Source organism: Pseudomonas sp. NPDC088414, assembly GCF_044753325.1.
GTDB lineage: Bacteria > Pseudomonadota > Gammaproteobacteria > Pseudomonadales > Pseudomonadaceae > Aquipseudomonas.
In genome coordinates this window covers 406,179-419,937 of record NZ_JBIVMY010000001.1, presented here as the reverse complement: position 1 = coordinate 419,937, position 13,759 = coordinate 406,179, and the positions used below count along the sequence as shown (strand labels likewise).

Below are 13,759 nucleotides of genomic sequence, written 5' to 3'. Positions count from 1 at the left end.
TTGCAACTTGCATTTACACTTCAATAACAACTTTCAACATTTCAAACGCCATTCGTTGCATTGAACTGTTGCTTATAACTGCAACATCAAACCTTATATTCAACTGCTCAGTCGGTCCCGCTGTTCACGGTTGTGGCGTATGGCGCGTGAGCGTTATCACCAGCCCCGACTTCAAAGTGCTCAGATAAAGCCCATCACGTTGTCGGCTGAAGAACTGGATTCTTGAACCTTCCTTGCCGGTAATTGACAGGCCGTCCGGATCAGGGAACCAGCCAATCGGCGCTTGCTCAAGCCATGCCCCCAGGCATTCGGTGCCCTTGCCCAGCGTCTGGTTCGGTTCAAGATCAATCAGGCAGGTGTTCGACGGCTTGTCCTGTAATGCCTGCGCCTGCGGGGCGTCGTCCGTCGCAGTCAATACGGCCTGCCATTGCCCGGCAAACACCGATGGATCTTCAAGTCTGAGGCTGCTTGCCATGGTTGTTTCTCCAGAAATCATGATCAGCGCCGCCGAAAGCCACGCCATTGCCTTGTAGGTAAAAGCTTTATAGATCATCAGAAAATTCGCTCCGGCCCGTAGCCTTGCCCAGCGGCCAACACGATGCAAGTAAAGAAAGCGGCGCATCAAGCGCCGCTTTCCTGTTTCACATCACGCCACGATGTCGCTGGTCGCTGCCTGGCCCACGGTGCTGACCTGGAAGTCCGCCACGCCGTGCCCGGAGAAGTCCACCGACAACAGGCTGTTGCCGCCCGACGAGGTCAGAATCGCGTCGCCGGCCGAACCGGTGAAGCTGCTGACAAAGTGCAGGCCGGAACCATTGGTGATGGCGCTCAGGTCGATTTTGTCCAGGCCGCTGACGAAATCGAGGATCTGATCGACTGCACCCGGCTTGGAGTCGGAGCTGGACGCGAACACGAAGGTGTCCGAACCCGCACCGCCCCACAGTTTGTCCGCACCACCGGCGCCGTAGATGATGTCGTTGCCGGCACCGCCCTTCAGCTCGTTGGACGCACTGTTACCGATCAGCAGGTCGTTGCCCGAACCGCCGATGGCGTTCTCGATGGTCACGCCCTTGGCGATGGACACGTTACCGATCATGCCGCCAACGTCGGAGAACGAGGCTTCGTTAAGGTTGATCTTCTGATTCTGGGTGAAACCCGAGAAGTCGAAGGTGTCCTTGCCGCCCGCATCCCACACCGAGAACACCAGCTTGTCGCTCGACGACGAGGCGCTGAGGAAATCGCGCCCGGCGTTGGAGTTGAAGCCGTAGGTGGTGTCACCGGCACGGGTGTTCAGGTTGGCGCCGTACAGCTTCTGGATCGCTGCGATGTCATCCATCAGCGGGCCGGAGGCATAGGCTTCCACACCGCCCTTGCTGAAGTTCTGGGCAGTGTTGCTTTCGCTCCAGTAACTCATGAGGCTGTAACCGCGGGTGTCTTGCCCGTAGGAAGCATCCTTGTAAGTCGGGTTGCCTTCGCCGGCGTTGTAGTCGCCAGGGTGAGACAGGCCCAGGGTGTGGCCGATTTCATGGGTCAGGGTTTGACGCCCGTAATTGTTCAGACCCGGGGTTTTGTTGACGTCGTAGCCACTGCCGGTCAGGTACCAGGACTGACCGTCATAGCCTGGCTCGGTACCTGGCAGGAACGCAAACGCCGCCGCGCCTTCCTGGCCGCCGCTGTAGTTGCCGAAGGTCATGTGACCGTCGCCACCGCGGGATGCTTCGGTGAACGTAACGTTGGCGACATCCGCCCAGGATTGCATGGCGAGCACGGCCTGGGCCTTCTGCAGGGCACTGAACTGACTGAAACCGGTGACGCCGAGGCCGCTGAAGTTAGCGGTTTTGGCGGTCAGAAAGGTGTAGGTCAGTTCGATCTTGCCGCTGTTGTCGAGGTCGTGCCAGGAGGCACCGTCGCGCAACAGTTGAGTGGCGGCTTGATCCACCGAGAAGGAGGGTTTGCCATTGACCGTGAGGTTGCCGCCACGATCGTATTGATGGCTGAAGCTGTTGATCTGGTTCCAGGCAGAGCTGGTCGCAGCCAGAGATTGCGCTGCGCCGACAGGCACGAATGTGTCTGCGGTGATATCAACAGCATTAGCTTTTACTTTCGACATAAACACACTTCCTTGTTTAGCAATGGAACAGTTTTTGTCAGATAGCGACAATCCCTGGCGAGATCGTCCTATCACTCGCCCAATGAAGGCGTAAGAAACCTGACACAATTTGAAATCTGTCGTCTAGCGTTTTTTTGAGATCAAATTGCACTGTTGCGCAAAACTGCCGTAAACAAAGCCTGCGGGGTCAAAAGATTGTTTTAACGGATTAGGCATCGCCCAATTGTCTGACGATTTTCTATTTAAATATTAAATATTGGTAAGTTGCTTTTTGATGGGTACGTCTCACTTTCCTGCACTCTATTAGTGCGATGCCAGTGTATTGATATCAACTATTTAATAAGGCCTGCCCCCCTATTCCTGTAGGAGCTGTCGAGTGGAACGAGGCTGCGATCTTTGGGGGTTCAAGATCAAAAGATCGCAGCCTTCGGCAGCTCCTACAAGGTTGGGGGTTGGCTCAGCTACCGGTGCGGATCTTGTTCCATACCCGCGTGCGGATCCGATCAATGTTCAGCGGCATGGCCTCCAGCGCAAACAGCTTGCCCATCATCTCCGGGCTCGGATAGACCTTGGTGTCATTCTTGATCGCCGGATCGATCAGGCTGTCGGCCTGTTGGTTGCCATTGGCGTAGTGCACGTAATTGCTGATGCCGGCCATCACCTCCGGGCGCAGCAGGTAGTTCATGAACGCATAACCGGCCTTCTCGTCCGGTGCATCGGCGGGCATGGCGACCATGTCGAACCAGATGGCGGCGCCTTCCTTGGGAATCGCATAGCCGATGTCGATACCGTTCTTCGCCTCCTTGGCGCGGTTTTCCGCTTGCAGGATGTCACCGGAAAAACCGACCGCCACGCAGATATCGCCATTGGCCAGGTCGCTGGTGTACTTCGAGGAATGGAAGTAACTGACATACGGCCGCACTTTCATCAGCAAGGCTTCGGCTTTCTTGTAGTCCTCGGGGTTCTTGCTGTGCGGCGGCAAGCCCAGGTAATTCAGCGCTGCCGGCAGCAGTTCCGGGCCGTTATCGAGAATCGCCACGCCGCACTTCTGCAGTTTTTCCATGTATTCGGGCTTGAAGATCAGGTCCCAGGAATCCACTGGCGCGTTGTCACCCAGCACCGCTTTGACCTTGGCGATGTTGTAGCCGATGCCGGTGCTGCCCCACAGATACGGAAAGCCGTGCTCGTTGTTCGGGTCGTTGACCTGCAAGGCCTTGAGCAATACCGGGTTGAGGTTCTTCCAGTTCGGTAACTGGCTCTTGTCGAGCTTCTTCAGCGCCCCGCCCTGGATCTGTCGGGCCATGAAGTGGTTGGACGGGAACACCACGTCGTACCCGGATTTGCCGGTCATCAACTTGCCGTCGAGGGTTTCGTTGCTGTCGTAGACGTCATAGGTGACGCCGATGCCGGTGTCTTTCTGGAAGTTTTTCGTGGTGTCCGGCGCGATGTAGTCGGACCAGTTGTAAATCTTCACCGTTTCGGCGGCATGACTGATAGAGGCGACCAGCAGCAGCGGCGCCAGAGCGAGGGTTTTCTGGATCATGAGGTGATTCCTGTAGTGGCTATTTTTGTTGGCAGGCAATCAAAGGATCAAACAATCAGAAAATAAGGACGTAGGTCTTGCGCACGGTCTCCTGGATATCCCAGATGCCGAGCGTGTTGGCCGGCAACATCAGTGCGTCGCCACCTTGTATGTGCAGGGTTTCGCTGCCGTCGTCCGGGGTGAACGTGCAACGCCCGGAAATGAAATGGCAGAACTCCTGCGCGGTGATCTGCCGGCGCCAGCGCCCCGGGGTGCATTCCCAGACGCCGGTTTCGACGCCGTCATCGCGCTCGACGCTGGTGGTCGAGGCAATCGCGACCGGCTCGCCGATTGGCACGGCGACCGGGTTGGATTCATCCAGTTGCAGGCTGGCGGTGTTCTTGAACTGCGTAATGCTCATGGTGAGACCTGTCTTGTGAAGAAAACGGCGGTTAGTGCATGAAACCTTCCATGAAGCCCGCGACCTGACTGGCCAGCTTGCGCCGCCACGGTGCGCTGGCCGGGTTGGCCAGGGTCTGGTCTTCGTGGACAAAACTTTTGATGATCGCGTTGTAACCGAGCCAGCGGCATGGCTCCGGCTCCCAGGCGCGCAGCGCATGGACCCCACCGTCCGGCAGCACCCACGGCTGGTGCACCAGTTCGGTATCACGCTCAAGAATCAGATCGGCCAGGGTGCGGCCGCCGAGATTGCTGGCCCCCACACCCTCCCCGCCATATCCGCCGGACAGCGCGATGCCATTGGCGCGATCACAGAGCATGTGCGGCTTGAAGTGCCGCGACATGCCGAGGTTGCCGCCCCAGGCGTGAGTGATCTGCACGTTTTTCAGTTGCGGGAACAGTTCGCCGAACAGATAACGCCGCAGCTCGACTTCATCACGGGTCAGATCGAAGTTATGGCGCAACTTGCCGGCGAACTGATAACCGCCGCGGGCGCCGAAGATCAGGCGATTGTCGGCACTGCGCTGGCCATAGGTGACCTGACGGCTGAACTCGCTGAACGCCTGGCCACGGTTGAGGCCGATTTCATCCCAGGTCGCTGCCGACAACGGTTCGGTGGCGACAATCAGGCTTTGCACCGGCAACTGATAGCGACCTAACGGTGGCAGCGTGACCGAATAGCCTTCGACCGCCGGCACGATCCAGCGACTGCGCACACTGGCCCTGGCCGTGCGCAAACTGCCGGACTGCCAATGCGTTACGGGGCTGTTTTCGTAGATCTTCACGCCCATGTTCTGCACGGTACGCGCCAGACCGCGCACCAACTTCGCCGGGTGAATGGTCGCCACGTGCGGCGCATAGATGCCGCCGTAGGGTTTCGCCACGCGAATCTGTTGCGCCAGTTGCTCGGGATTCAGCCAGCGGTAATCGTTGTCGGTCAGGCCCTGGGCGTGCAGTTTGTCGAGGTATTCGCGCAGGCTGGCTTCCTGCTCCGGGTAACGGGCGGCGCAGTACAGCACCCCGCCCTTGCGGTAATCGCAGTTGATACCCTCACGTTCGAGGACAACTTCCACTTCATCCGGGATGCTGTGCAGCAGATCAAACGAGGCGCGGCGCTGTTCTGGAGAGAGCCCGGCGAGCAGTCGATCCTCGCCCAGCAGGTTGCCCATCAGCCAGCCGCCATTGCGCCCGGACGCACCGAATCCGGCGGTTTGCGCCTCGACGATGGCGATATCCAGACCCGGAGCGAGTTTTTTCAGGTAGTACGCGGTCCACAGCCCGGTGTAACCAGCGCCGATGATCGCCACGTCGACATCCAGATCCTGTTCCAACGCCGGCCGCGCAATCAACGGCTCGTCGAGTTGATCCATCCACAAACTGATAGTGCGCCACGCCGGCATGCAAGACTCCGCCACTGAAAACCTTCGATGGCGTCGATCCTAGTGCGTGACTTCAATGACTGTCTTGCGCGCGTGCCCGCAAAGAAATTTGTTTGGCGTAGGCCTTCGGCGACTGACCGGTGTGTTGGCGGAAACAACTGTAGAACGCTGACAGCGAGTTGAAACCGGCGGCAAACGCCAGTTCGTCGATACGCAGCGGTGGCGTGGCCTGATCCAGCGACTTGAGCAAGTGCTGCAGGCGCGCCTGATTGACGTAGCGGTAAAAGCTCTGACCCAGCACCTGATTGAGCAGGTAGGAAATCTGATTGCGGCTGTATCCGCACTCCTTTGCCACCCGTTGCAGGTCCAGTTCCGGGTCGAGATACGGTTGCTGGCGTTCGAAGTACTGCTGCAGGTCTTCGGCCATGAAACTGATCTGGCGCGGTGACAGCCCCAGGCGACTCACCGCCGGGCGCTCACTCGGTGCGGCGGCGCCATTGGTTTGTGCGCGAACCAGCGAAGCGTATTCGTTGACCCGCCAGATCAATCCGTCCTTGACCGTGATCGCTTCGCTGGAACGGAACGACACCAGCCCGTCGCCGCCGCGCAGGGTCACTTCGTACTGAATGAAGGCGGTGTTGCCATCCACGCGAATCCGGTCGCAATGCTCCAGCGCTTCGTCGGATTCTCGCGGCATGCTCACGCGCACGTACTCGCGCAATTCGTCGAGGCCGAGGATCCGGTTCTGGAAGAAATCGTTGTACTGGACGTCCGGGTGATACAGCGCCATGACGCTGTCCAGATCACGGTGTTTCCAGCTCAGGTGGTAACGCATGACTGTGGCAGCCGTGGCCGGGGTCTGTTCTGGGCCGTCATCGTCGGCGTGCATAAAGGGCTCTGAGCAAAAGAACCGAGCTTGCCCAACTTCATCCAAACGATCAACGAGCAAACCGTAGTGACCTTTTGGCGATGACTGTTCAAGGCGTGACTTACATCAAAAAATGCGAAGCAATCGCAAAATGAACTGAAAAATCTCACGGAAAATTCACATGCGGATGCTACTTTTAACCTCACTGACCGGTTGAGCCAATGAAGGCTCTTCCCACCTAACATGAGCAAACGGAAGCGCTCGATGAAGAAGGCGGGCAACACATGAACAAAGGTTCCAGTAAAGTCACGTTCCCTAACGCGTGCCAGCTGATGCGCTGGCATTTTCATCCCATGGGTTTCGAAGCGACGATGGATGCACCGGGCAGCATGATTGCTCGTCTGTTTGATCGTGCCAGCGGCGAAACCATGATCGCGATTGCCGGCATTCCGTGTGCCACGGTGATGAACGCGGCAGACGTCGAGCGCATTATCGAAGCGGTGGAAGATGAACTGGAGGCTTTCATTCCTCCCGAATCCTTCAGGAGTTACGCTTAACCTGCTGTTTTTAATAAAAAAGCCCGCCAATTCCGGCGGGCTTTTTTGCGCGTGCGTGTTACGCGGTTTGCGGCTGTTTTCGCTGATCGACGAAGAACGCCTTGCCTTGGGCTACGCGGTCAGACGCTCTGGGCATGTTGACTGCCTGGGTGTCCTGCGGCTCGACATACCAGTAGCAATGGCTGACCGCCCGGGTGATGCCAACGTAGGCCAGCCGCAGGATCTCGTCCTTCTGGGCCGAGTCATAAGGCTCGCTGTCGCCGGCCTTGCCCAGCCCGGCCATGCGATACACCTGATTCTTGTAGGGTGAACTGGTCAGATGCTGGCAGTCACCCAGCAGAAACACCGCATCGGCTTGCAGACCCTTGGCACTGTGGTACGTCAGTTGCTTTAGGCGCCGGGCTTCGTACGGCAAGCTCGAATCCACATTAACTACAGGCTGAATATGTTGTTCAATCAATGGCTTATCACTGCTTTTTCGATAAAGCATCAAGATTGAATCGCCGCGATTGTAATGTTCAGCCAAGCGCTGCCCCAAAGCCTGATCATCGCGTTCCAGCACATTGACTGGCTGCAATGCCTTGGGGGCCCCGCTGGCCTTGGCCTTCTTGCCAGGAATTGCCGGCGCTGCGCGGACGATGTGTTCGGCGGCATCAATGATGTGCTGGTGACTGCGATAGTTGTCACTGAGCATCACTCGCGTGGTGGCTGGTGACGGGAATTCCTTGTTGAACTCCATGAAGTAACTCGGCGAACTGCCGCGCCAGCCGTAGATTGATTGCCAGTCGTCACCGACGCACAGCAACGACGAACGTTGCGCACCCCGCCCGACATGCATGGCCGGACCACGACTGCGGATTTCCGCCAGGCTGGCGCGGACCCACGAGACGATCTGCGGCGATACGTCCTGAAATTCGTCGATCATCAGGTGCGACATCGGTCGCAGCAGCTCATTGCTGAGCAGCTTGAGATTCTCCGGCGAATGTTCGCTGAACAGCGCAAACATGCGGTTGTAGGTCATCACTGGCGGCTTCTGATCGAGCAGATGATCTTCAAGGGCACGCCAGAACAGGCTCAGCGCTTCGAAGAAAAACCGGTCGGGATCGTCTTTGGCAAAACTCATGCGGCCGACGGCATCCGGCACGTCCAGCCCAAGGTTTTCGATGAAGCCGGCCGCCGCGACAAAACAGTCCAGTAGCGGCGCCGAGACCAGTTCACCTTTGACCTTGTAATCGAAGCCTGGACCTGCGCTCGCGTCGCCGGCCAATGTCGACAAAACCCGTTTCGATGCTTCGTAACTGTCCAGCCAAATCAATGGCTTACGACAGAAAGCTTGAAACAGAGTGCGCTTCACAGCCCATTCAGCGCGCACACTGAGTTTGGAATGGGGGCGACAGATTTGCGGGTTTTCCCGGGGATCGAAACCGAGCACCACCCAGGCATCAAGGCTGGGAATGTAGCCATGGCAGTGAAAGGTCGACCCATTGATCTCGAAGGTCTGACGGCTGGGTTCGATGCCTTTGATCGGCCAGGCACCGGCACGAAACCACAGGTCTTCGATGGCGTCGCACAGTTCTTCGTCGCGTTTGGCTGCCAGTTCGGTCACCGCCATGCGCTTTTGCACGTCCGGGTGATCGCGCTCCAGCTCCTTGAGCTGCAAGGCAGCTTTGGCCAGCGGTTGAATCAACTGGCGGAAACGTTCATCTTGATTGAATAACCTGTGGTAGCACGCGTTGAGCTGCTGGCGCTGGGCATCATTGATTCGCAGATCGAACGGGTTGCTGTCGACCTCCTCGTCAGCGCCTTGTGGCCGATTGCTGAGGTTTTCAAAAGCCTGCAAGCGTTCGAACCCCGGCAGGCTGCGTACCATCGGCAGAATGCGTGAGTGAAAGGTGCGCACCAGTTCCCGCGCCTGTTGCAGGCTCAATGGCTGGTCCCAGAGCGCGAACATCTCGATCAGCTTATTGATGAAATCCTTGCGCGACTCACGGGTGAAGGTCACCACGGTCATCGAATCCAGCTCAAAGCCCAGATAATGCGTGAGCAACAGGATTCGCAGCACCAGCGTGGTCGACTTGCCTGCCCCGGCCCCGGCGATCACCGAAGTCGAGGGAGTGTCGCTGAAGATCATCTTCCATTGTGCGAGGCTTGGCTGGGCATGCGCGGGCAGCAGGCGCGCTACGTCGGCTTTCATGCGTTTCTTCAGCTCGGCGCTGAGTGGCAAACGCCAGTCGTCGAACAAATGGTTGTCGACGTTCGGCGGACGATGCTCGGTGCTGCGACTGTCACGAATCAATAGAACCTGGCGACCTTCCTCCAGCCCTTCAAGTTTTCCCTCCTTGAAACCGTACTCCACACCCGCAGTGTGGCCGCTGCGAAAACCGTCAGCCTGGCCGTGTAGCCAAGAGGCACGGTGCTGGGCGCGCAAACGCGTCAGGCCATGGCCGAAGAAGCGCGCGGCCAGCCGCTTGAACCAAGGCATTTCGGCCAATGGACGAAGTTCGGGTGGAAGATCGGGAGTGTGTTGCGCCACGCTGAGGAGCTCCAGTGTGTAAGGCTGTTGCGGCTATGGTGGCCGTATTTGCCCGTGAGTTCTAGCGAAATGCTTACAGGTCATTGGTTTAGGCGATGAACTGAAAGTTGGGTGAGATCGTTCCGAGCCGGTTTCCCATCAACGAATTCGATGAGAATGCCGCACTTTTTACGCTTTTTCTCGATGGTTGACTGATGGATGATGCCCGTCATTAACCGACGGTCTCGCTTCGTGGCTCTGGCGTTACGCCCCATGACGAACCTTTTGAGGAGACGATCATGCTTGAACTCAGACCTTTCAACTCGCTGGGCGGCGCTCATCACGGCTGGTTGGATGCCCATCACCACTTTTCGTTCGCCGAATACTACGACCCGCAGCGCATGAACTGGGGCAATCTGCGGGTGTGGAACGATGACGTGATCGCCGCCGGCACCGGATTCCCGCTGCACCCGCACCGCGACATGGAAATCATCACCTACGTGCGTGAAGGTGCGATTACCCACCAGGACAACCTTGGCAACAAGGGACGCACTGAAGCCGGCGACGTGCAGGTCATGAGCGCCGGTACCGGCATCGCTCACAGCGAGTACAACCTGGAAGACAAAGAGACCCGAATTTTCCAGATCTGGATTCTGCCAACCGAAACCGGCGCGCCGCCCTCATGGGGTGCCAAACCATTCCCCAAAGGTCAGCGCGAAGGCTTCGTGACCCTGGCCAGCGGCAAGGATGGGGACGACCAAAGCCTGCGCATTCGCGGCGATGCGCGGTTGGTCGCGGCCAACCTCAAGGCTGGCGAAACTGCTGAATATCAGCTGGATACGGGACGCCGAGCCTATCTGGTGCCCGCTACGGGCGTGATTGAAGTCAATGGCTTGCGCGCACAAGCTCGCGATGGCGTTGCCGTCGAGCATGAGTCGGTGCTCACGGTGACGGCGCTGGAAGACAGCGAAATCGTCTTGGTGGATCTGGCTTAGATTGCGGGTATGAAAAAGGGTGACCAATTGGGTCACCCTTTTTACACGTGATTTAACGGCCGCCAACCTTGTGGCAAGGGAGCTTGCTCCCGCCGGGGCGCGAAGCGTCCCTGTTTTTGCGACTGCTTCGCAGCCGAGCGGGAGCAAGCTCCCTCGCCACAGTTTTTCGGTGATTAGTACTATTTCGTAGAAATAGCACCATCCACCAGGGTTTGCGCTTCAGCCACCAGTTGCTTGAGGTGGTCGTCGCCAATGAAGCTTTCGGCGTAGATCTTGTAGATGTCTTCGGTGCCCGAAGGACGCGCGGCGAACCAGCCGTTTTCGGTCATCACCTTCAGACCACCAATGGCCTGATCGTTGCCCGGCGCATGGCTGAGAATGCTCTGAATCTTCTCGCCTGCCAGCTCGGTCGACGTCACTTGCTCCGGCGACAGCTTGCTCAGCAGGGCTTTCTGCTCAGGGTTGGCTTTGGCATCGACGCGCACCGAGAAAGGTTCGCCGAGTTCATCGGTCAGGGCGCGATAGGCCTGGCTTGGATCACGGCCGGTACGCGCGGTCATTTCGGCCGCCAGCAACGCCGGAATCAGACCGTCCTTGTCGGTGCTCCAGACGCCGCCATCCTTGCGCAGGAACGAAGCGCCAGCACTCTCCTCGCCACCAAAACCCAGCGAGCCATCGAACAGGCCATCGGCAAACCATTTGAAACCGACCGGCACTTCGTACAGACGACGCCCCAGGCGCTTGGCCACGCGATCGATCAGGCCACTGCTGACCACGGTTTTACCCACAGCGGCGTCGGCGCGCCATTGCGGACGGTTCTGGAACAAATAGTCGATGGACACCGCCAGATAGTTGTTCGGTGCCAGCAGACCACCCGACGGGGTGACGATGCCATGACGATCGTGATCCGGGTCGCAGGCGAAGGCCACGTCGTAACGTTCCTTGAGGCCGATCAAACCTTGCATGGCATGGCTGGACGACGGGTCCATGCGAATCTGCCCATCCCAGTCGACCGTCATGAAGCGGAAAGTCGGATCGACCTGCTTGTTCACCACATCCAGATCGAGACGGTAATGCTCGGCAATCGCCGACCAGTAGCGCACCCCTGCTCCGCCCAACGGGTCTACGCCCAGACGCAGCTTGGCATCACGGATGGCATCGAAGTCGATCACATTGATCAGGTCAGCGACGTAAGTGTTCAGATAGTCATGACGGTGGGTGGTACTGGCCTTGAGCGCCTGCTCGTAGCTGATGCGTTTGACACCTGCCAGTTTGTTGGCCAGCAGTTCGTTGGCCTTGGCTTCGATCCACTTGGTGATGTGGGTATCGGCCGGGCCGCCGTTGGTAGGGTTGTATTTGTAACCCCCGCTTTGTGGCGGGTTGTGCGACGGCGTAATCACGATGCCATCGGCCAGGCCCGAGGTGCGGCCACGGTTGTAGCAGAGAATTGCATGTGAAACCGCAGGTGTCGGCGTGTATTCGTCACCTTCGGCGATCATCACGGTCACGCCATTGGCCGCAAGCACCTCCAGCGCACTGGCGCCGGCCGGGGTCGACAGCGCATGGGTGTCGATACCGACGAACAACGGGCCATCGATGCCCTGGGCTTCGCGGTACAGGCAGATCGCCTGGCTGATTGCCAGAACGTGCCATTCATTGAAACTCAGATCGAAAGAGCTGCCGCGGTGACCGGAAGTACCAAACGCCACACGCTGGGTGGAAATCGAAGCGTCCGGTTGGCCGGTGTAATAAGCCGTTACCAGTCGCGGGATATCGACCAACAATTCTGCCGGTGCCGGTTTGCCCGCAAAAGGACTGATAGTCATGCAAAACCTCTGAAATAGAGTGGTTCAGGAAATACAGCGCAGTTTACTGGCAGTTTGACCGCAGCGCGACGGGATCTATCCGACAGATTTCAACGTTCATTCAAGCGGTGCCAGCCGCAGTGCATCACCCAACAAGGCGATCGCTCCGGCCAACCCGGTTTCGCCATGATCCAGCAGGTTCAGGCGCAGATGACGACGGTGCAATCCCTGCAAGCTGAACAGTTCGCCCGGCGCGATCAATACCTGTTGCCTGAGCAGGCGCTGAAACACATCGCGCATCTCCACCGGACGCAGCGCCCGCACCCAGACCGTCGCACCGCCCTGCGGCTCGACAACCTGCAGCGCATCACCCAAGCGCTCGCGCAGCAAGTGGATCATCGGGGTTCGACGCTCCTTGAGCAGCCGGCGCAGCACATTCAGATGCTGATCAACCCGACCGTTTGCGTACAGTCGGGCAATCGCCTTCTGGCGGATGGGTGACAGTCGGAACGAGCGCATCAGAAAATGCCGCAACAGTTCGCTTTTCCATTGGCGCGACAGTACGAACCCGTAAGGCGCCTCGATGCCGATGGTTTTCTCGAATGTAGAGAAGATCAACAGCCGGTCGGGATCCAGCCGATCACGCAAACGCTCGCCGTCCAAGGCCTCAACCAGCTCGCCGTAGCAATCGTTTTCCAGCACCCAGGTGCCACGTTCGGCAAGCATGCTGGCGATGATGTTGCGGTTTTCCGCAGGAGCCTGTGTACCGCGCGGCATGGACAAGCCCGAAGACAGCAGAATCAACCGTACGTTTTCAGTGTTGAGCAGTGCTTCCAGGCGTTGCGGTTCCAGCCCTCCACAGGCCTGCAACGGCAGTTCGATCACCCGCACCTCTGCCGCCTGCAGCAATCGCAATATCACCCAGTCACAGGGCGACTCGACCAGAATGGTGGCGTGTTTGAGCTGCAGAACAGCCACCAGGATCTCCAGTACTCCGCGCAAATCCGCACCGATATAGACATCCTCGGCGTGCCAGCACTGTCTCGGCGAGGTGGTGTAGCGAGCCGCGAGGACGGCGCGCAGCTCCAGCTCACCGCAGGGCTGATCGAGCAACGGCGGCTTGCGGGGGTACTGACGCAGCAGTTCGCGCTCCAGCAACAGCAATGGACTGTCCAGCGATTGCACTGAAACCGGATCTTCTGCGCTCAACAAGCGCATCCCCGGGCGTCGCGCATTGACGTAAAGCGCCTCAAGCAGATCGTTGCCAACGGCCTGAGGTGTCAGCCCGACAACCGCTTGGGCGTAGTACCCGGACTTGGCGACGGAATAGACCCGCCCTTCTTTCTCCAGCAGCGAATACGCGTATTGAATGGTCGAGATCGATACGTTCAGGCGATCTGCCAACTGCCGCAGTGACGGCAGCCTGAGGTTGCCTGCTTCGGCCGAATCCGCGATCAGTCGTATCAAGTAGCGATAGACGGCCTGATAAGCGAAACCCGACTCCCGTGCTGCTTTCATGAGCCCAATACCATTGACACCGATGCGGCGAAAA

General features: G+C 58.4%; 11 protein-coding genes. 2 read left to right on the top strand and 9 right to left on the bottom strand.

All coding sequences use genetic code 11. The features are described 5' to 3' along the window. Window positions 1–124: 124 nt before the first annotated feature. The 6 genes from ACIP8I_RS01865 to ACIP8I_RS01840 form a co-directional block, all read right to left on the bottom strand. Window positions 125–553 (bottom strand): AprI/Inh family metalloprotease inhibitor, encoded by a 429-nt coding sequence (locus ACIP8I_RS01865; RefSeq protein ID WP_400758559.1) that lies wholly within the window; start codon window positions 551–553, stop codon window positions 125–127. 93 nt (window positions 554–646) lie between these two features. Further along, window positions 647–2,110 carry a serralysin family metalloprotease gene (locus ACIP8I_RS01860; protein ID WP_007963528.1) on the bottom strand — a complete coding sequence of 488 codons (1,464 nt, stop codon included), beginning with the start codon at window positions 2,108–2,110 and terminating at the stop codon, window positions 647–649. A 457-nt stretch (window positions 2,111–2,567) separates the two neighbouring features. Next, window positions 2,568–3,653, bottom strand: coding sequence for a polyamine ABC transporter substrate-binding protein (locus ACIP8I_RS01855; protein WP_400758230.1), 1,086 nt, complete (start codon window positions 3,651–3,653; stop codon window positions 2,568–2,570). A gap of 55 nt (window positions 3,654–3,708) precedes the next feature. Further along, on the bottom strand, window positions 3,709–4,053 hold the full coding sequence (locus ACIP8I_RS01850) for a cupin domain-containing protein (protein WP_007963530.1): 345 nt from the start codon (window positions 4,051–4,053) through the stop codon (window positions 3,709–3,711). A gap of 31 nt (window positions 4,054–4,084) precedes the next feature. Next, on the bottom strand, window positions 4,085–5,491 hold the full coding sequence (locus ACIP8I_RS01845; protein WP_400758228.1) for an NAD(P)/FAD-dependent oxidoreductase: 1,407 nt from the start codon (window positions 5,489–5,491) through the stop codon (window positions 4,085–4,087). Between the two features lie 52 nt (window positions 5,492–5,543). Beyond that, a complete protein-coding gene (locus ACIP8I_RS01840; protein WP_007963532.1) occupies window positions 5,544–6,359 on the bottom strand; it encodes an AraC family transcriptional regulator in 816 nt (271 codons plus the stop codon). A 263-nt stretch (window positions 6,360–6,622) separates the two neighbouring features. Between ACIP8I_RS01840 and ACIP8I_RS01835 the strand changes: the two genes are divergently transcribed. Continuing rightward, on the top strand, window positions 6,623–6,895 hold the full coding sequence (locus ACIP8I_RS01835; protein ID WP_007963535.1) for a DUF1652 domain-containing protein: 273 nt from the start codon (window positions 6,623–6,625) through the stop codon (window positions 6,893–6,895). Window positions 6,896–6,953: 58 nt separating this feature from the next. Here ACIP8I_RS01835 and ACIP8I_RS01830 read toward each other — a convergent pair whose 3' ends face one another. After that, window positions 6,954–9,428: a UvrD-helicase domain-containing protein gene (locus ACIP8I_RS01830; RefSeq protein ID WP_400758226.1), complete on the bottom strand. Its 2,475-nt coding sequence runs from the start codon at window positions 9,426–9,428 to the stop codon at window positions 6,954–6,956. A 278-nt stretch (window positions 9,429–9,706) separates the two neighbouring features. Here ACIP8I_RS01830 and ACIP8I_RS01825 point away from each other — a divergent pair, with 278 nt between their 5' ends. Beyond that, the gene (locus tag ACIP8I_RS01825; protein WP_400758224.1) at window positions 9,707–10,402 is read left to right on the top strand and encodes a pirin family protein; all 696 of its coding nucleotides are present in this window, start codon (window positions 9,707–9,709) and stop codon (window positions 10,400–10,402) included. Window positions 10,403–10,581: 179 nt separating this feature from the next. Here ACIP8I_RS01825 and pgm read toward each other — a convergent pair whose 3' ends face one another. Both pgm and ACIP8I_RS01815 read right to left on the bottom strand, forming a co-directional pair. After that, window positions 10,582–12,228, bottom strand: coding sequence for a phosphoglucomutase (alpha-D-glucose-1,6-bisphosphate-dependent) (gene pgm, locus ACIP8I_RS01820; protein WP_007963538.1), 1,647 nt, complete (start codon window positions 12,226–12,228; stop codon window positions 10,582–10,584). 96 nt (window positions 12,229–12,324) lie between these two features. Beyond that, window positions 12,325–13,725: a PLP-dependent aminotransferase family protein gene (locus ACIP8I_RS01815; RefSeq protein ID WP_400758222.1), complete on the bottom strand. Its 1,401-nt coding sequence runs from the start codon at window positions 13,723–13,725 to the stop codon at window positions 12,325–12,327. Window positions 13,726–13,759 lie beyond the last annotated feature (34 nt).